The sequence below is a fragment of the Shewanella sp. N2AIL genome (genome assembly GCF_022690845.1).
Lineage (GTDB): Bacteria > Pseudomonadota > Gammaproteobacteria > Enterobacterales > Shewanellaceae > Shewanella > Shewanella baltica.
In genome coordinates this window covers 40301-59049 of the sequence record NZ_JALBYT010000015.1, presented here as the reverse complement: position 1 = coordinate 59049, position 18749 = coordinate 40301, and the positions used below count along the sequence as shown (strand labels likewise).

Here is an 18749-nt window from a genome sequence, read left to right as displayed (position 1 = left end):
ATTGCGCCACTTTTACCGACGTTTTCTGATTTTCCTTCTAGACTTAAAGCAGTTCTTCCGTCTATTGGGGTAAGTATGAAAACAAAAACGATGATGAGTGTGGTATTTTCGACCATAGTCGCGAGTGCCGTCATTTCTGCGGCTCTGAGCTTCAATGTGAAGTCTAAAATCGATCTCTTTAATGATGCCGCCAGCATCCGATATCAGTCCTATCAACTTGCCGATGAATTAAGGCAAGGTTCCGATGACTTAACACGTCTCGCCCGTACCTACGCCGTCACAGGCGATGAAAAATACGAAAAAATGTATATGGATATTTTGGCTATCCGTAATGGTGAGAAACCCAGACCCGAAAAATATCATCAGATTTATTGGGATTTGGTGCTGAGTTATGGCGATAAGCCAAAGCCAGACGGCGCGAGAATTGCTATAAAAGCGCAAATGAAGTCCCTTGGTTTTTCCGATGAAGAATTTCGTTACCTCGAACAAGCCCAAAAAAACTCAGATGCGTTAGTCGCCCTCGAAGTGAAAGCCATGAATGCCGTCAAAGGTATCTTTATGGACCCCAACACCCAAACCTACACGATAAAAGGCGAGCCTAACTTAACCATGGCGAGGGAGTTATTGCATAGCGACCAATACCATAGAGAAAAAGCCAAGATCATGCAGCCGATTGATGAGTTCTTTACGGCGTTGGATAAACGTACCGATGGAGAAGTTAATGGTCGTCTCGACTCCTTACATGCGGCATTAAACTGGTCTCAGTTCGTGTTATTTATCGTGATTTTAGCGGCCGTTGGTGGATTCATTATCGTTAAGAGCCGGATTGTGACTCCATTAGTGCAGACCTGTAGTGAGTTGCTCGACATTCAGCACTCTAAAAACCTTGCGCGGCGGATTTCTGTCACCACTCAGGGAGAGATTGGCGAAATCGTTAATCAAATCAACTTGTTTATCTCTTCCCTTGCCAGTTCCTTATCGACAACGGATGGTATTGCAAAAGAGGTCGCTGATTTAGCGAAGCAAACCAAGGCATCTATTCAAGTTTCGCGTGAAAGCTCAAATCGGGTGGCGAGAGAACTGGATGCCAGCGCCAGTGCGATGGAAGAAATGACCACGACGTTAGTGCATGTGAGTGAGAGCACGTCGAACGCTGAAAGTCGCGCCGCTGAAAATGAAGCGCATGTCACTGTGGGTAAACAGACGGTATCGGAAGCGTTGAAAGCCATGTCGGTATTGGAAACTGAGTTTACCAATACTCAAGACTCTATGTCGCATTTAGTGAACGAAAGCACCCAAGTTAGTAATGTGTTGAGTGTGATTAAGGCGATTGCAGAGCAGACTAATTTGCTGGCACTGAATGCCGCGATTGAAGCCGCAAGGGCCGGTGAGCAAGGGCGAGGCTTCGCTGTGGTGGCCGATGAGGTTCGATCATTAGCCCAGCGAACCCAAGATTCCACTAAGGAAATCGATGATATTGTCGCAAGCCTTCAGAGTCGTACAAATCAAGTGGGTACATCTGTGACTCAAGCGGCGACGCTCATGCAAAAGGCGGGGGTAGAGCTGCAACGTATCGTGGCTGTATTTGAGGATATTCGTCACAGTACGGAAGCGATTCATGGGATCAATACTCAGGTTGCCGCTTCAACTGAGGAACAGTCCTTGGTTTCTAAAGAAATCGCTTCGAGTATGATGGTGATCCGCGATAATTCCCGTGAAGTATCACAGATTATCGAGCAGATAGAATCGACCTCTATTAGCCTAGATAATCAATCCCAGATACTGCGCACTAAGGCGGGGGAATATCAGTTTTAGATGAGATGTGGTTGATTTACGAACGAACGCCACTCAAGACATGGACGTCAATCCTTCCTCTTCGAATCCTCTCCTGAACATATTTTCTGCTTCGACACTTTTTGACATCTATTACTCCTTTCAATACGTACACGCCTTTGCTAACTTGGTTGCCCAAGTGTTTAATGCCGAGCGTTTGGCGATGCTTTTTTATCGACAACTGAAACTCGCATCAAACCTTGATAACAAAATAGACGTCGATAGCTGTGATATTCATCAGCGATCTTAACCAGCGATTTTTTAGTTTTGACAGTTTGTAGTTTCGACGGTTATTTGTTTCGATAGTGTCGACAGTAAAAAGTGCATTAAGTCTTTTCAAATATCCCTAACCCAATGGAGTCCTTGCGGATGGATCACCAAATCGAAGATTTACTAGAGCATTGGTTACCGCTGGCGGATGACGCTTGGGTGCTTGCGGTGATCACCCAAATTCAAGGCTCGGCCTATCGCAAACCTGGCGCCATGATGTTGTTCCATGAGTTCGGTCAAGGCGTGGGTATGTTAAGTGGCGGCTGTTTAGAAGCCGATCTCCGCCGTCATGCCCAAAAGGCCATGCAGACAAAGCAAGTCACGTGCGTGACCTATGACGCGAGCGATGAGTCCGATGCCAGCTATCGACTAGGCTGTGGCGGCATAGTAGATATCATGTTGATCCCACTTTTAAAAGAGAATCATGATCTTGGTTTGGTTGAGCTAGTACAGGCATTTCGCCACGGTCGGTCGGGTTTTTATCAACTGCCATTAGTCAAAGCGGGGACGGATGCGCGCCAATATCAAGCCGCTTTCTACCCCGAAGCGTTGACACCGTTCCCCGCCAGCGATTTTGTCCGCACAGGCGTCTTCACCCAAGAGGCGGGAGAATCGCTGATTATTCCGCTGAGACCGAGATTCCATCTTGGGATTTTTGGCGGAGGCATCGACGCTAAGCCTATTGCCGCCATGGCCGATACCTTAGGCTGGCAAGTGACAGTTTTTGATGGTCGTACCGCCTATGCCAGAGCGGCGGATTTCCCCCATGCCCATGTAGTGAAACTTGCCGCTGGGGAATTAACCTCGAATCATATCGCTCAATTGGATTGTGCTGTGGTGATGAATCATAACTTGGGCTTAGATGCTGCGGCATTGAAGGCCATTCAAGCCCACCCACTCGCCTATGTCGCCTTGCTTGGCCCAGCCCATCGACGGGATAAAGTGCTGGGGATGGCAGGGCTGAGTACTGAATCTTTTTCTGGGGTGTTTTCTGCCCCCGCAGGGCTTGCCCTTGGCGGCGAGTTACCGAGCGCAGTGGCGTTAAGTATTTTGGCCCAATGCCACGGCGTACTCCATGGTGCGACCTTAAAACATCTCGATGAGATAATGCGTTGATGACATTGCCGCCAGTGCCAAAGTCTGCAGCGCTAACGTTGGCAGAGCAAACGCCACGTTCATCCAAGCGGCTGTTGATCGTGGTACTTGCGGCGGGTGAAAGTAAGCGCTTTGAGGGGGTTAAGTTAGCGCAGCTTATACCATCACTTAGCGCTACAGAAACTCGCGAACAAGCCATTATTTGCACCCATGTTGAGCTTTTACAACAGCTTCATTGCCAAGATTTAGATTTGGAGCGCCAAGACACACATTCGCCCCAATATGCGCCTTTGTTAGTCATACTCGGTGCTCACCAGCACATACTGCAACCATTATTAGCCGAACTTAACTCCCGCCAACCCTTTGATATTTTGATTAATCCGCATTGGCACACGGGTTTGGCCTCCTCTGTGAGTTTGGCGGCAAGTTATGCCAAGGAGCAAGGCTTTGATGCCATGCTGCTAACGCTCGCTGACCAAGTGGCTCTGAGCGCCGATGATTATCGCCAACTGATTTTGGCATGGCATGAAACGGGTAAAGACGTTGCCGCCCATTATTTGGATGATTTAGGTGTACCTGCTATTTTTAATGCCTCTACATTGCCTTTGTTCACTCACTTGAGTGGTGATCGCGGGGCGAAATCTATTTTAAAACAACAAGCACAGCAGGGAGCGTTAGTCGCTATAACACTACCCCGCGCCGCAATTGATATTGATACCCAAGCCGATCTTGCGTCGTGGTTGGCACTTAAGGAGTGAGTTATGGCAGAAGTTTTATCAACCAAAGCAGTCGTCAAGGAAGCGAATACCGCCGCTTCCACCCAGACACTTTCCGCTCAGACACTGACCATCAACGGTAAATCATTTACCTTAGATGCCGATCCTAAAATGCCAATCCTGTGGGCACTACGGGATATTTTAGGGCTCACGGGCACTAAATATGGCTGCGGTGCAGGGCTATGCGGTGCTTGCACAGTGCATTTAGACGGCCAACCCGTACGCGCCTGTTTAACCAGTTTGGGGCAGGCACAGGGAAAACGACTTACAACAATTGAAGGGCTGGATAATCAAAAGCTTAAAAATGCTTGGGCCGAACATAACGTGCCCCAGTGCGGCTATTGTCAGGCGGGCCAATTGATGTCGGCTGCGGCGTTAGTGGCGCAGCATCCGAAACCTTCTGAAGAACAAATTAACTCGGCCATGTCGGGTAATATCTGCCGCTGCGGAACATACCCGCGGATTAAAGCGGCACTGCAAAACTATGCCAAACAGGAGGGCTAATATGAGTACTTTTACTGCCGTAGAAAATATCAGCCGCCGCGACGTGTTAAAACTGTTTGGCGCAGTGGGTGGCGGATTAGCATTAGGGGCGAGTGGATTAACTTGGAGCCCCATGGCGCTGGCGCAGGATAAAGAAGCGCGGCTGAATCTGTTTATTGCCATTGGTGAAGACGATAAAGTGTACCTCACTTGCCATCGCTCCGAGATGGGACAAGGGATCAGAACCGGTATTCTGCAAGTCTTAGCCGAAGAGTTAGAAGCGGATTGGGATAAAATCGTCCCCATTCAAGGCTTAGCCGATAAACGTTATGCCAGCCAAAACACTGACGGTAGCCGCAGTATTCGCGAAAATTACGACCGCATGCGTCAGATGGGGGCGATGGCAAGAACCATGCTAGAGCAAGCCGCCGCTGCGCGCTGGAAAGTCCCCGTGAGCGAGGTGCATACCGCCGACCATAAAGTGTTGCATGCTAAATCTGGCCGCTCGGCCAAGTTCGGCGAGTTAGCGTTAGCCGCATCAAAGCAGCCCGTACCCGCCGTTGAGTCGTTAACCTTTAAAGAGGTTAAAGATTTCAAGCAGATTGGCGCATCACGCCAAATCGTTGATATGGATGCCATGTTAAGCGGCAGCGCGATTTATGGTTACGATATCAAACTCGACGGTATGCTCTACGCCAGCATCATGCGCCCGCCCGTGCTTGGCAGCGATGTGGCAAGCTTGGACGATACTGCGGCGCGCAAAGTGGCCGGTGTATTAGATGTGTATCGTTTGCCCGCCGCTAAGGGCGCACCCGCGTTTCAGGCTTTGGGCGGCGTTGCTGTTATCGCCACAAACACTTGGAGTGCCCTCGAAGGCCGCAAAGCCTTAAAAGCCACTTGGACTCAGCCCGACAACAGTCAGCATGATTCAAGTCTTTATTTAAAGGAGCTTGTCGAGCGGGTACAGCAAAGCGGTAACGTTGTGCGCCAAGCTGGTGATGAAATCAAAAACTGGCCCGAGGCGAATACGTTAAAGGCGGTTTATACCGTGCCTTATTTAATTCATTCTTCTATCGAGCCGCCCGTTGCCACCGCCCATGTGACTGAAAAGGGCTGTGAAATCTGGGCGTCGACCCAAACGCCGCAAAGTACCCAGCAAAATGTGGCCGCTGCGTTGGGTATGGAAGAAGATGCGATTAAAGTGAATGTTACCCTATTGGGTGGCGGTTTTGGGCGTAAATCTAAACCAGATTTTAGCGTTGAAGCCGCGCTGTTATCGAAGCAATTCAAGCGTCCAATTAAAGTGAGTTGGAGCCGCGAGGATGAGATCCAAAACGGTTACTACCACGCTATCAGCGCCCAGTCCTATCAGGCGCTGTTCGATGCCAATAACAAACCGACCGCGCTTTTAGCCCGTACGGGATTCCCATCAATCAGTTCAACCTTTGCCGAAGGGGTGGAATATCCCTCTGGCGGTGAGTTGGATTTAGGCTTTGTGGATGTGCCCTTTGCTTTGCCGAATTTAAGATACGAAGCGGTAAAAGCGCAGGCGCATAGCCGTATTGGTTGGATGCGCTCTGTGTGTAACATTCAGCACGGTTTTAGTGTCGGCAGTTTTGTCGATGAAATGGCTCATCGTTCTCAGGTTTCTTGCCCTGCAATGTGGCGTAGCCTGTTAGGTGAAGCAAGGCGTGAGACCTTTACCGACCAACAGTTTAAATATGGCAACTATGGCGAAGATCTTGATCGTCATCCCGTGGACGTGAGCCGCTATTTTGGGGTAATTGACGCGGTCGAAAAAGCCCAAGCTATGGCGCCCAAGGCAGGTAAAAATCAGGGCTGGGGTTTTGCCGTGCATCGTAGTTTTGTCAGTTATGTCGCCGTGGCCATGCTGGTGGAGGTGAGCGAGGATAAACAGCTTAAAGTGCTGAATGCCATCGCTGCTATCGATGCGGGCACGATCGTTAACCCAGATAGGGTAAAAGCCCAGACTGAAGGCGCGATTGTGTTTGGCCTGAGTTTAGCCTTGATGGGGGAAATTACTTACAAAGAGGGCAAAGTACAGCAATCGAATTTCCACGATTATCCTTTGCTGCGGATCCCCCAAACCCCCGATATTGGGGTAGTCATTATCGAGTCCGATGCTGCGCCTGCAGGCGTAGGTGAGCCGGGTGTGCCGCCCGTTGCCCCAAGTTTAACCAATGCAATTTTTGCGGCGACGGGGCAGAGGATCCGCGACCTTCCCGTGAACAAACTATTGCGAGTGTAAGTGACGGCAAGAGGGTTAACTGAACGCCGTTTGAACAAAAAAGCGCCTAATAAGCGCTTTTTTCGTTTTTTTACCACAAAAAAATTGCTTGTTAGCGATTTTACGGGCATTAATGCCGAAAATTAGCAATAGATCAGGTTTTTGTTACCAGAATAGAGGTAATTTAACTAACAGATAAACTTCCGTGAATAGAATTATAAAGGGGTCATCCATGGAAAATCGTTGGCAAGTCGCTATTTCTGCCGGCCTATTGGCGGCTATTTGGTGTGGCGTCGCAGATGCCTTTCATCTGGTCACTTGGATTGGCTTTTTAGGTTGCAGCACTTTTTTCGCTCAACCTAAGGCTGGTTTTCAAGGCGTGATGATGGCGTGGTGCACGAATCTGTCCGGTGTGTTTTGGGCTTGGCTCATTATCTCGGGTAGCAGCTTTTTTATTTCGCCCGTATTTGGGTATATTTTTACCGGCATAGCCACTTCGGCCATGTGTTTACAGGCAAGTTATCAAAAGCTTAGCTTTATTCCCGGCGCATTTATTGGCTGTTGCACTACCTTTGCCATGGCGGGTGATGTGGCCAATGTCGTGCCGTCGTTGATCATTGGTGGCTTATTAGGTTTTAGCATGAGCCTGTTAACGGGGCAGTTGGTTACCTTGACACAAAAGTGGTCTGCCGCCACGCGCAGTCAAGTGGCTAGCGCGGATTAGCATAATATCTGCTCAGATCTTATGACTGACATAGCTGTCTTAGCGATCTGAGCTATACTGCTGATTTAGTGCCAAATAGCATTTTGTTCTTAGGAATTATCAAGATGAAACAAATCCAGTTTCGCACCATTGATGCCATATTGATCAAGTTCAGTCTCAACGGAAAGTTTTGGGTAGTCTGTTCTATGGTGGCGTTGATCACGGCCTCCGTGGCACTCGTCAACTATCAACACGCGCACCGAAACGTCGAGCAAGCGTCTATTGCCCGCGTTCAAGCGAGTGTCGATACCTTAGCGCAAGTTGCCACGGCGCAAAAGCTAGAGGCTGATGCTCTGTCACAATTTGCCAGTCAATACGGTTTAACAGTGACCTCAAAGCAAAGTGAAGCACAGCGTCAAGGGGATAAAGTGACGGCCAGCGCCAGCGTGTCAGGCATGCAAGCCTTACAACTGACGCAGAATGTCCATGAGTGGGAAGTCGATGCGCGTAGCGATGCTAACTTTATGTTTTGGTTAGCGTTAGTGGGCTTGTTGCCCTTATTCCAACTGAGTTACTGGATTTCGACCTCGCTCGGCGGTGGCTTGTGGGACATGTACTTAGCCATCAAACGCTTAGCTGATGGTGATTTGAGCTTTAGATTAAACTTCTTTGGCACTGACGATTTCAGTTTGATTGCCCGCGAAATCGACCGCTGCGCCGATAATATGAGTGAAATGGTGTCGGCGATTGGCAAAAATGCACAAACCTTGTCATTAGCATCCGATGAATTTAATCAACAGGCGGCCACCAGTGATGAGCTGATTGGGTTCCAACATCAATTCCTCGATTCCGTTGCCGTGGCGATGGCGCAAATGACTTCAGCAATTGAAGAAGTTTCTATCAACGCGAGCAACACTTCGCTGCAGACTAAAGAAAACTCAACCCAAATGTCGGCTAGCCAAGGGCGAATTAGCCAGACAGTTGAAAGTATTGGCTTACTTTCAACTAAGATTGGCGCAGCGTTTTCATCGGTTGAACAACTGTCTAAGGATGCGGCGAGTATCGATGCCGTGGTTACGACAATTAACAGTATTTCGCAGCAAACCAACTTGTTAGCCCTAAATGCGGCCATTGAAGCGGCGCGTGCCGGTGAGCAGGGGCGTGGCTTTGCTGTGGTGGCCGATGAAGTTCGCACCTTAGCGGGTCGAACTCAACAGGCCACGGTAGAAATTCAGGCCATGATTGAAGGCTTACAGTCTGGCACGAGTCGTTTATCTAGCATTACCATGGAGATAGTCGATCAGGCAGATGAAGGCCGCAGCGCGATTATCGCCGTCGGTGACGATGTTCAAGGTATGGCGCAATCGGTGAATGCGGTATTTGATATGAGCAGCCAAATTGCCGCCTCGGCGGAAGAGCAGAGTGTCGCCGCGCGCGACATTGCCGGACAATTGAATGAAATCCGCCATCAGTCGGAAACCATCAAACAAACGGCCCAGCGCAGTGTGACCTTAGCCAATGATCTGCACCATGCCTCGGTCGAGTTAGATGGCATTTTAAAGCAGTACCGCACGAGCTAATGTGTCACCTTTAATGTGAGTCGTCGGCATGGGTTGTTGAGTAATAACGCCCGATACTGAGTCTCATGTTAAGTCGTAACGTATCATCCGACAATGGCGGAAATCGTAGATTTCCGCCATTTCATTCTCTAAATACCTCAAAGCAGATAACTGAGTTGCTTAGCATTAATTGTCACTATTTCCTCAATATCACTACCTCCTTTTATTACTTAAATGTCCCTATTTTAGAGGGGCACTGGTGCAACAATGCCAATCTTAACTAACCCTTTCGCTGTTCGTTTAGCTAAAAAGATATTGCCCCAAAGCAAGATAATTGTATCGTCAGTTGTGCAGCATGAATTGTCATTGTTTCCCCAGTGACTCGCCATAAACTCGTCCCTGAGGGCTCGACGGCTGCATCCATGCCGCCAACGGTCACTGTTGCAACAATGCCAATCTTAACTAACACTTCTGCTGTTCGTTCAGCTAAAAAGCTATTGCCCCGAAGTGAGTTAGCAAGTTGTCAGTGGCGTCGCAACAAACAGACTTTGTGCTCTAAAAATTCTCATCTATATTTCTCGCTTGACGCAAGTCACCTGCGATTTGTCAAAACTGTACAAGTATACAGTCGTATTTAAATCATAAGTATTTTGAGCGATTTTGAACTCATTTGTTTACGCGTTCATCCAGCCTAAAATTAATAAAATCTATTAAAATAAACGGCATATACATTTGCCAAATTAGATAATAGGTTTGGGAAACGCGCACGCGCGTTTTATCCAGATGGTGTATTGGATAAAAACCTGATAAATTCTTTGCATACAAATAGTTAACAGTGCGCGTTTTTACTGGTCTAATGAGGAAATAACATGGCAATTTTTGAGTTGTTTTCAAAACGACAGAAAAAGATAAGAGGGGAAGTAGAGGATGTCTACGTATACGAAGACATACCGCAATCTTTACGTGTTCAAATAATCCACATTATTCGCGATACTATTGGTCAAGATAAGTACGAGGATCGTGCTCGTGGTGCTTATGAGTTTATACACAAAGCGCTCTGTAAAGAGTACGGGGTGTTTACCTTAAAGCAGCACGCCAGAAGTGATGATAATGCAATTTTTGATTGTTTTCTAAACTGTGATGATTACGAAAGATGCTTAGATATTATCGAAATCACCTTCAGAATTATTAATAACTACGTAGATGAGAACTATTACAACTACAAGCAATACACCACTTCTAGCCAAGAACCTGAAGATGCTATTAATGAATTAAATTCTAGATTTAAGGAGTGTGGCGTCGGGTATCAATTTGAGTCAGGAGAGCTGATACGCGTAGATTCTCAATATTTGCATTCAGAATCTGTTAAACCTGTTCTTCATCTCCTTGGTTCAGCTAAAGAATATCAAGGCGCAAATGATGAGTTTCTTTCTGCTCACGAGCATTACAGGCATAAGCGCTACAAAGAGTGCCTTAATGACTGTTTGAAGTCATTTGAAAGCTTAATGAAAGCGATTCATGAAAAACATTCATGGTCATATGGTCAGAATGATACAGCGAAAAAGCTAATAAATAGCTGTTTAGCCAACAATCTAGTTCCTGAGTACCTACAAAATCAGTTTTCTTCAGTCAGAATATTACTGGAGAGTGGCATACCTACTGTTAGAAACAAGGAAGGAGGGCATGGTCAAGGAGCTGAGATATCAACAGTGCCAGAGCACCTTGCTAGCTACACCTTACATTTAACAGCAACAAATTTATTATTTCTTGCCAACTGTGAAGAAAAATTCAGTTAACAAGGCTCTCAAGCCAGGACGTGCTAACGTACGCCGCTTAGCTTGGCGTTACCCGATAGAAATTTTTATCCGAAACTCACCCGATACAGTCGACGTCCTGACACGCTTTTGTCCAAAAGTATGCTGCGTATATCTTGTAAATCTACAGATTACGCGAATGCTCGAAAGGTGTGCCATGGTGATTGGCGAGACGACCGTCCGCCCCATGGACGGGGCGATCGAGCATCCAAGGATGGACTTGCTGCGAGTCGACGAGCGAATGCCATGGCAAGCCTGTGCGAGTGGATACCCGTAAACGCTAAACTTCTAACAACTGAAATTACTGCTCCCCAAACACTACTTTCCAACGCATTTCTGTCCAAAAGCTTGCTATGTATTTCTGTAAAATAAACAGGCTTCGCCGATGCTAAACAGGTGAGCCTTGGTGATTTGCGAGACGACCGTCCGCCCCATGGCCGCTCTTTGGCGTTCATGCCATCGCGGCATTTGTGAATCCTTTCACATCAGATGGGGCACTCGCTGTGTATCGTAGAGTGAATGCCATGGCTCACGAGTAATCTGTGGCTGAAGCTAAGCTCACAACTTTTCTGCGATGTATGCTATTCATTTTTAACTTACTTGTGCCAATCTCATTCTGTTTAAGTCACTCTCAAACAAAAACATCGGCCTAAGCCGATGTTTTATATCTACTAAGATGGTCGAACTTCAGCGGATTAGGCCTCTTTGAACGTGCTCCAAATGGGCGCGTGATCTGAGGGTTTATCTATGCCGCGCAGATCGTAATCGACATCGGATTCGACTAAACGTGCAGCCAGTGAAGGTGTTGCTAAAATCACATCAATACGTAGGCCGCGGTTGTCATCGAACCCTTTGCTGCGGTAATCGAACCAAGAATAACGTTCGATGCGTTCTGGGTGTAATTGACGGAAAGTGTCGACTAAACCCCAGTCTTGCAAGGTTTTTAACCACTCACGTTCTTCCGGTTGGAAGCTACATTTACCGGTTTTCAGCCAACGCTTACGATTGACTTCACCTATGCCTATGTCTAAATCGGTCGGTGAAATATTGATGTCACCTATGATGGCGATATCTTCATCGTTGCTGTGGTTTGTCTGCAAGTAGTGCATTAAATCCTGATAAAACTTACGTTTAGCAGGATATTTTGTTGGGTGATCTATGCTTTCGCCCTGGGGGAAATAGCCGTTGAATACGGTTAACGGACGACCATTCGCTTGGGTAAATGTGCCGATAATCATCCGGCGCTGGGCATCTTCGTCATCGGTTGGAAAACCTTTTTGCAGCTTTTCTGGCGCGACTTTAGACAACATGGCAACGCCATAGTGGGCCTTGCCGCCGTGGTAATGCACTTGATATCCCATGGCTTCGACGTCGGCTAATGGAAACGCTTCGTCGTGCACTTTGGTTTCTTGCAGGCCGATAATGTCGGGCTGGTGGCTGTCGATTAAGGCTTGTAATTGATGCAAGCGCGCGCGCAGACCATTGATGTTAAAGGACACTATTTTCATTAGGGCAGGACTCGTTTGAAAGGTTTAACGACCACGCTTTTATACACGCCCGCTTCGATATAAGGATCGGCATCGGCCCAGTGTTTTGCTGCCACTAAGGATTCAAAATCGGCGACAACCAGTGAACCACTAAAGCCAGCATCACCTGGGTTTTCGCTGTCAATGGCTGGATGTGGGCCAGCGATCAGTAAACGACCTTCATCGGCGAGGGCTTGCAGGCGAGCTAAATGGGCAGGGCGAGCGGCTAAACGTTTTTCTAAACTGTTCTCAAAATCTTGAGCTGAAATCATATACCACATTATTTGAGTTCCTTGCGTTGATCTTCGGGAAGGTGTTTATAAAGATAAAATACGGTCAGGACAGTATTAATTAAGGTTAAAGCGGTTAAGCCAAACACTTTAAAATTGACCCAAGTTTCTAATGGCAAACTAAAGGCGACATAGATATTGACTAGGCCGCAGCTGGCGAAGAAGACGACCCAATACCAAGTTACGCGGGCCCAAATCTTGTCTTCTACTTGCATTTCTTTGCCTAACATCGACTTTAATATCGATTTATTGAGCAATTGGCTGACACCTAAGGCGATGGCAAACAAGCTGTAGATGATGGTCACTTTCCACTTGATAAAAGAATCATCGTGGAACACTAAAGTGAGTGTGCCAAACACTGTCACCATAGCAAAGGTGATTAAGTGCATCTTTTCAAGTTTCTTATATAGCGCATAGGTCACGATCAATTGAAGCGCGGTGGCTGCGATCAATGCGCCGCTGGCGATATAAATATCGAAAAATTTATAGACAGCAAAAAAGATGACGAGGGGCAGGAAATCAAGCAGTTGTTTCATAATTAATCGTGTTAAAGAGACATGGGCTTGAGTGTAGCATGTGCAACATAAGGGCAAAAGCATCATGGGCCTAGGATTGCGATCTTGCCCATTAAACCGATTTAATCTTATAAGCTAGCTTCACGTTTGCTTGGTGGCGTTGACGTTAACCTTTGCACGACTTAACAGCGGGCAATCGTGGCATTGGCCTGTGTTGGCGAGTTGATACCTTAAGCAGCAAGTACGGCGAATGCAGTGGATTTTGGGGCTCGGTTTTGAGCGCGATGCTGTACTCGTTACTATTCTCGCAACTGTGTTCGGTGTTGCGCTATCTTGCTCTGGTTCGATGAGTAAGTTAATGCTGTTATACAGCGGATTTGTGCTGCCATCTAAAAAGGTCGTGCGGCGAAACAGGGCTTGTTTCAATTGCTGGCTGTACTGCTCGGTAAGTCCCAGTTCCCCAAGATACCAGTGGATCAGATAGCCTAAGTGGCTCCAATATAACTTGGCGGGTACAGGGCTTAAAGTGAGCAGGCGCTCAACACTCGGCTGCAGTAAGTTTAAGATAAAACCTTGTAGGACAAGTTCTTTATCAACTGGCGGCTTATATGGGTTTAATGGCGAGTGTACCTCAGTGTCTATCTTGATACTTGGCTTAGTGTTGGTTTGGGAAAGTGGCTCGATGCCGTGATGTTTTTTAAAGGTCAAAGCGGTAATTGGCTGATGTTTTGCGATGTTAAATTCAAATTTGGCCACTCGGCCACTGGGGTGTACCTGCATAAACACGGATTGTGGCTGCCAGTGAAGAGTCTCTACATCGGTTTTTGGGGCGTTGAAAATCCACTCCATCATAGGCGGAACTAAGAGGCCGAAATACCATTGGCTCCAAAGTGAATGCAGTGCTTTGCGAGTGTCTTTTCTACTGGGCACAGCGCTTTTACTGGCGAAAGCAGGCGTTCGGCTGGTTGCAGCTGTTTTATCCGTCTCGGTTTCGTTTTCGGTTTTAGTTTCAGTCTGATTTTCGGCGCTAGGGTGCGCTATAGCAAAACGCGCTAGCAGTGTTTGATAGGTATCGGCGCAGCTCCATTCATCGAAACTGAGTCCTGTGGGTGAGGTCGTTGCGCTAAAGTGCTCGCCATAGAAGGGCGCCCGCTCATGTAACAGCTGATTGAGTGTCAAAATGGTGTGATTCAAACCGTCTTGGCTTGGCGAGGTCTCACGTAATAGTTGCAGCCTGGTGTCTCCCCGTTGGCTTGCCATAATGACTCCTTAATGGCTGTGATTGATAAGCCCCGCTATTATTGATAAGTCCAATAGTTGAGGACCTTGTGAGCCCAAGATTTGGGCTCACAAGGTTTTTCGAACTATCTCAATAAAAGTCTGACTTAGAAGCGATAGTCCAAGGTTAAGCTGGCACTGCGCGGCGTACCGTATTGGAACTGGCTGTATTGACCGACTTGGCTGTAGTAGGTTTTATCTAAGGCGTTGTTCAGGTTGGCGCTGAGCTTAAGTTGCTCGGTGAAGGCGTAACTTGCCATCAAACTTGCCAGTGCATAGGAGCCTTGCTCGACTTCGACTCTAATCTTGTCTATACCATTGCCTACAGGTTTATCAGCCTCTTGGTAGACGCGGCTCTGCCAGTTAACCCCTGCACCAATTTGCAATTTATGCCAATCACCACCAAAGGTATAAGTGGTGAAGAGTTTTAACTGCTGACGTGGTGATGTGGTATTGATGCGTTTGCCCTTAGGATCTTCGGTGGTGAACTGGGTGTAGCCTAAGTAAACATTCCAGTCATCAGTGATTTTACCCGTTGACTCAAATTCGAATCCCTGTGTTTTTGTACCGTTTACGCCTTCATACACTTGTGTTGTGGTACCAGGGATCACATCGCCAGTGCTGATTCCAAGATTGTCTTGCCTGATCTCAAACACCGATAGCGACATATCTAAAGCCTCATCGAACAGGCTCGCCTTAATCCCACCTTCGTAGTTTTTCCCTTTGACCGGATCTAGATAGCTTTTATCGATTCTTTGTTTAGTTTGCGGCGCAAAAATGTCGGTATAGCTGGCATAAAGCGAATATTGCTCGGTCAGAGCGTATGTGAGGCCGAAGTAAGTAGTGAGTTCGTTGCTGATGTTGAAATTGTATAGGCTTTTAAAGTTATCTTGGTCGGTTTCCCACTCATTGAGGCGTAATCCGACGAGGACTGCTAAAGCGTCGCTGAGATTGAGCTGCGTCGTCACATAGGCGGCACTCTGCTTGGTTTCGCCAGATGAGCCAATGTCTGAGGTATCTTGCCATTGAGGTTTAGGGTACTGGAAGTTCGGATCGCGAAAATCTCCCAGTGGTGGCGCCTTTACTGTGGGATTATAGTAGGGATTGGCGAACTCTTGGCGTTGGCCATTCCAGCCAAACATCAATTGATGTTCCTGACCAAAGAGCTGGAATTGTCCTTCGGCGCGCAAATCCACATTGTGTTGGGTGCGACTGCCGTCGACATAGGCGATAGAGCCTGCAGTTGCGCCGATATTGGTTACAGGATCGGGATAGCCCGTGGCCCATAGCACATCGAACTCCAACGAGTTGTCTCCATAAGTGTAAGTCCCTTTTAGGTTCCAGCCATTATCAAATCTGTGTTCTAGACTGGCAAAGGTATTGAGGCCTTGGGTATGCGCCGAGCCCCAATCGGGCGCCGTTGAAGTGGCGCGATCATAGTTAGTGCGGCTGCCATCACTGTAAAATAGTGGTAAGCCGCCCGACATAGTGCCGCTCGGAGTGGCATCTTGGTAATCAACCCCTAGGGTGAACAAGGTGCTATCGCCAATATCGGTTTCGACTATGCCGTATAAGGTGGTGCGCTGCTGCTCGTACCTGTCTTGAAACGAATCTCTATCCTGATAGGCGGCCACCACGCGACCGCGCACAGAACCTGAATCATTTAAGCCGCTGGAAACATCGACCATACCACGCACATTATTCCATGAGCCCACACTTAACGAGGTGTTGCCCATAAACTCTTGAGTCGGGCGTTTACGGATAAGGTTAATGGCCGCCGAGGGGTTACCAGCTCCCGTCATGAGGCCAGTCGCGCCGCGTACCACTTCTACTCGCTCGTAGATGGCGGTGTCGATCAGATTATCCCCATAGTTGAAGCGGGTGTCGTAGGTGGTGGGTACGCCATCGTACAAAATGCTGGTTACGGCAATGCCGCGGGCACTAATACTGTATCTGTCGTTATCCATTGGGCGGGCATTGATCCCCGCAACGCTGGTCATGGCATCAATCACGCTATTAAGCTGTTGATCATTCATCATTTGGCGGGTGATAGACGTGACCGACTGCGGCGTTTCTAGATAGGATAAATCGAGCCCAGTTGCCGTGTTCATTGCTTGGGTTTTATAACGGTTGTCGTGTAAATCCTTAGCGCCAATGACATTGATGACTTCAATTTCTTTCTGGTGCTTTTTAGTTTTACTATCCGCATCGACAGTGTCAGCTGTGGCATGGGGAACCGTGGCTAACATGGCTGAGCACAGCAATAGCTTTGGGTTAACGATGGCTTGTCTGCAGACGAGTGCGATGCTGGAGAGAGGGAAAGTCTTCATAATGGTGATCTTTAATTCCATTTAGGTTGGGGTTAAATAAAGTGGGCCAATTAGTAGCCCACACAAACATTTCGTAAAGTTTCAGGTCTGAGCTGCGTGTTAACGTGTTTTCGGCTCAGCGCTGCCAAGTTTGGGACGCTTAAAGGCATGGCTTTGCCTAAAGGCCGCCAAGGGATTGTCGATACCGCCGGCGAAACGCAGGTTTTTCTCCCTGTCGGCGAGGTCTATCATTTGTTGGTTATTATTCAATTGGATACGATTGAGGCACGTGCGTACAAAGCTGTCCTTAAACAGATCGTATTGGGCAAATTTGTTGGCCAAATGTGGATGCTGGGTTTGGTAATCACGTACATTGTCCGCCACTAACTCCCAGAATTGGCTTTCACTGACACTGGTTTGCTCATCGAGCAGCGGTGCTAAATAGCGGAAAATACAGTCAAAAATATCCAGTAAGATGTAGTTAAGCTTCATCTCTTCTTCAAGGCTTACCACAAGGCGTTTTACATCATCAGGCAGCGGCGAGGTGCCATTCAGTACCGCGACTTCTTCGCCTATGTCTTTCATTAAAATCTTGACTGGCACATATTCATCCAGCACTAAGATCAGGTTTTCACCGTGGGGCATAAAGACCAGATCGTAGGCAAAAAACGCGTGCAATAAGGGCGACAGATACAAGTTGAGGTAACGGCTCAACCAGTCTTTTGCTGGCAAGCCAGAGGCCGTTATCAAGGCCGAAATCAGCGCTTTATCTTCATGATCCGTATGCAGTAGCGCAGCCATGGTCATCAGATTTTGCTTAGGCGCAATGTGCGGCAGTGGGCTTTCGCGCCACAGGGCAGAGAGCATTTTTTTGTACGCGCTATCTTGGGTAAGCGCCTGCTCGTAATAATGGTGGTGGTAACCTATGGCGGCAATTTCCTTAAGGATCACAAAGCCTTGTTGGGCAAAGTAAGGATCGTTTTCAACCAAGTTTGCAACCCACGCATTAATTTGCGGTGTGCAGCTCATGTAAAGAGGCGATAGACCACGCATAAAGCCCATGTTTAAGATGGAAAGCGCGGTTTTGACATAGCACTTTTGTGGCGATGAAAGATTGAAGAAAGTGCGTATCGATTGCTGTACTTGGTACTGTTCACTGCCTTCGCCAAGGTAAACCAGATCGCCGCGGGCGATGTCGCCGGCAAAGACGCGGGCGATTTTTTCACGCCATTGCCAAGGATGCACAGGCATAAAGTAGAAGTCCTGCGGATCATGCTGCTGGGTTTTAAGACGTTGTTGGAAGTCAGTGAACTGCTGGCCAAGCTCCTCCTTAAGTAATGAGTCGTGACTCAAGTTTTCGAGGGCGGCAAATGTGGTCTTACTCTTGCGCACGCCTAGCCAGACTAACTGCATCGGCATCGCACTTTCTGGGGCAAATTGACGATAATCCTGCATATCAAAACCAATCCGACCGTTATTGGCAATAAACACCGGATGGCCTTCAGTCATACCCGCTTCTATGCTCTGATAATCGGCTCGCGCCAGCGTGGCGGCGGGGATCGCCTGATGCGCTAACTTGTACGCCTTGCTGTAGAGGGTGCTAGTGATTTCCTCTAAATACGTGGGCAGTAAGGTTTCACTGATCCCTAAGTCACTTTTAAGGGAAATGATCAGCGACATCGCATCGAGGGCTTGCTCTTGACCTGCGACTGAAACGCGGATGGAGTCAGCATCAATCGCAAGATGATCTAGCTGATAATGTCGTGCACTAAAATAATAAGTGCTGTCTTTGAGCCTGAGTTCATAGTGGTTAAGCCCCGCTTTTTGCCCGTATAGGGTCGGCGTAATGAGCTTCTCGTGGGTGAATTCGCAGAGAATTTTCTTCACTAAATGCCGATTAGCCGCTTGCCAATAGGCGGGAGTCAAATGCTCTGGCATAGAAGTCGAGGTTGACGACAGCGTTGGCTCGAGTTGAGCCGCTGCGTGAGTTGGATGATCCTGCGTTGTCAATGGATCCATTAGTAAGGCTTTTGTGGGTAAGTTCATCTAG

At 47.8% G+C, this 18749-nt stretch carries 14 protein-coding genes; 8 read left to right on the top strand and 6 right to left on the bottom strand.

Annotated features, from left to right (window positions below; all coding sequences use genetic code 11):
- Positions 1-75 precede the first annotated feature (75 nt).
- The 8 genes from MO387_RS10855 (at position 76) to MO387_RS10820 (ending at position 10763) form a co-directional block, all read left to right on the top strand.
- Complete coding sequence (locus MO387_RS10855; protein ID WP_107948169.1) at positions 76-1815, top strand: methyl-accepting chemotaxis protein; 1740 nt, start codon at positions 76-78, stop codon at positions 1813-1815.
- A 387-nt stretch (positions 1816-2202) separates the two neighbouring features.
- Positions 2203-3219, top strand: a complete 1017-nt coding sequence (locus tag MO387_RS10850; RefSeq protein ID WP_242326267.1) for an XdhC/CoxI family protein — start codon at positions 2203-2205, stop codon at positions 3217-3219.
- Positions 3219-3956 (top strand): nucleotidyltransferase family protein, encoded by a 738-nt coding sequence (locus MO387_RS10845; protein ID WP_242326265.1) that lies wholly within the window; start codon positions 3219-3221, stop codon positions 3954-3956. The genes MO387_RS10850 and MO387_RS10845 overlap by 1 nt, the downstream gene beginning before the upstream one ends.
- 3 nt (positions 3957-3959) lie before the next feature.
- Positions 3960-4478, top strand: a complete 519-nt coding sequence (locus MO387_RS10840; protein WP_107404264.1) for a (2Fe-2S)-binding protein — start codon at positions 3960-3962, stop codon at positions 4476-4478.
- Between the two features lies 1 nt (position 4479).
- Positions 4480-6726, top strand: a complete 2247-nt coding sequence (locus tag MO387_RS10835; RefSeq protein WP_242326264.1) for a molybdopterin cofactor-binding domain-containing protein — start codon at positions 4480-4482, stop codon at positions 6724-6726.
- A gap of 211 nt (positions 6727-6937) precedes the next feature.
- Positions 6938-7429, top strand: a complete 492-nt coding sequence (locus tag MO387_RS10830; protein ID WP_012089576.1) for a DUF1097 domain-containing protein — start codon at positions 6938-6940, stop codon at positions 7427-7429.
- A gap of 104 nt (positions 7430-7533) precedes the next feature.
- Complete coding sequence (locus MO387_RS10825) at positions 7534-8988, top strand: methyl-accepting chemotaxis protein (protein WP_107948155.1); 1455 nt, start codon at positions 7534-7536, stop codon at positions 8986-8988.
- An 848-nt stretch (positions 8989-9836) separates the two neighbouring features.
- Complete coding sequence (locus MO387_RS10820; RefSeq protein WP_107948153.1) at positions 9837-10763, top strand: hypothetical protein; 927 nt, start codon at positions 9837-9839, stop codon at positions 10761-10763.
- Between the two features lie 713 nt (positions 10764-11476).
- On the opposite strand, the gene xthA is transcribed toward MO387_RS10820, so the two are convergent.
- The 6 genes from xthA to MO387_RS10790 all read right to left on the bottom strand — a co-directional run bounded on the left by xthA (position 11477) and on the right by MO387_RS10790 (position 18745).
- A complete protein-coding gene (xthA, locus tag MO387_RS10815; RefSeq protein ID WP_107404273.1) occupies positions 11477-12289 on the bottom strand; it encodes an exodeoxyribonuclease III in 813 nt (270 codons plus the stop codon).
- Entirely contained in the window at positions 12289-12588 is a 300-nt protein-coding gene (locus tag MO387_RS10810) for a YciI family protein (RefSeq protein ID WP_006082200.1), read from the bottom strand. Before MO387_RS10810 ends, xthA begins: the two co-directional genes overlap by 1 nt.
- Positions 12588-13133, bottom strand: coding sequence for a septation protein A (locus MO387_RS10805; RefSeq protein WP_012587356.1), 546 nt, complete (start codon positions 13131-13133; stop codon positions 12588-12590). Before MO387_RS10805 ends, MO387_RS10810 begins: the two co-directional genes overlap by 1 nt.
- A gap of 120 nt (positions 13134-13253) precedes the next feature.
- On the bottom strand, positions 13254-14372 hold the full coding sequence (locus MO387_RS10800) for an IucA/IucC family C-terminal-domain containing protein (protein ID WP_107948151.1): 1119 nt from the start codon (positions 14370-14372) through the stop codon (positions 13254-13256).
- A gap of 125 nt (positions 14373-14497) precedes the next feature.
- The gene (locus tag MO387_RS10795; protein WP_199908731.1) at positions 14498-16741 is read right to left on the bottom strand and encodes a TonB-dependent siderophore receptor; all 2244 of its coding nucleotides are present in this window, start codon (positions 16739-16741) and stop codon (positions 14498-14500) included.
- Between the two features lie 78 nt (positions 16742-16819).
- Positions 16820-18745, bottom strand: a complete 1926-nt coding sequence (locus MO387_RS10790) for an IucA/IucC family siderophore biosynthesis protein (protein WP_107948147.1) — start codon at positions 18743-18745, stop codon at positions 16820-16822.
- Between the last annotated feature and the right edge of the window lie 4 nt (positions 18746-18749).

Bases quoted from the DNA above. Each gene is read 5' to 3' on its own strand.
- MO387_RS10820 (WP_107948153.1), top strand. From the start codon at position 9,837: ATGGCAATTTTTGAGTTGTTTTCAAAACGACAGAAAAAGATAAGAGGG.
- MO387_RS10810 (WP_006082200.1), bottom strand. From the start codon at position 12,588: ATGTGGTATATGATTTCAGCTCAAGATTTTGAGAACAGTTTAGAAAAA.
- MO387_RS10805 (WP_012587356.1), bottom strand. From the start codon at position 13,133: ATGAAACAACTGCTTGATTTCCTGCCCCTCGTCATCTTTTTTGCTGTC.
- MO387_RS10790 (WP_107948147.1), bottom strand. From the start codon at position 18,745: ATGAACTTACCCACAAAAGCCTTACTAATGGATCCATTGACAACGCAG.
- MO387_RS10855 (WP_107948169.1), top strand. From the start codon at position 76: ATGAAAACAAAAACGATGATGAGTGTGGTATTTTCGACCATAGTCGCG.
- MO387_RS10800 (WP_107948151.1), bottom strand. From the start codon at position 14,372: ATGGCAAGCCAACGGGGAGACACCAGGCTGCAACTATTACGTGAGACC.
- MO387_RS10835 (WP_242326264.1), top strand. From the start codon at position 4,480: ATGAGTACTTTTACTGCCGTAGAAAATATCAGCCGCCGCGACGTGTTA.
- MO387_RS10825 (WP_107948155.1), top strand. From the start codon at position 7,534: ATGAAACAAATCCAGTTTCGCACCATTGATGCCATATTGATCAAGTTC.
- MO387_RS10845 (WP_242326265.1), top strand. From the start codon at position 3,219: ATGACATTGCCGCCAGTGCCAAAGTCTGCAGCGCTAACGTTGGCAGAG.
- xthA (WP_107404273.1), bottom strand. From the start codon at position 12,289: ATGAAAATAGTGTCCTTTAACATCAATGGTCTGCGCGCGCGCTTGCAT.
- MO387_RS10830 (WP_012089576.1), top strand. From the start codon at position 6,938: ATGGAAAATCGTTGGCAAGTCGCTATTTCTGCCGGCCTATTGGCGGCT.
- MO387_RS10795 (WP_199908731.1), bottom strand. From the start codon at position 16,741: ATGGAATTAAAGATCACCATTATGAAGACTTTCCCTCTCTCCAGCATC.
- MO387_RS10840 (WP_107404264.1), top strand. From the start codon at position 3,960: ATGGCAGAAGTTTTATCAACCAAAGCAGTCGTCAAGGAAGCGAATACC.
- MO387_RS10850 (WP_242326267.1), top strand. From the start codon at position 2,203: ATGGATCACCAAATCGAAGATTTACTAGAGCATTGGTTACCGCTGGCG.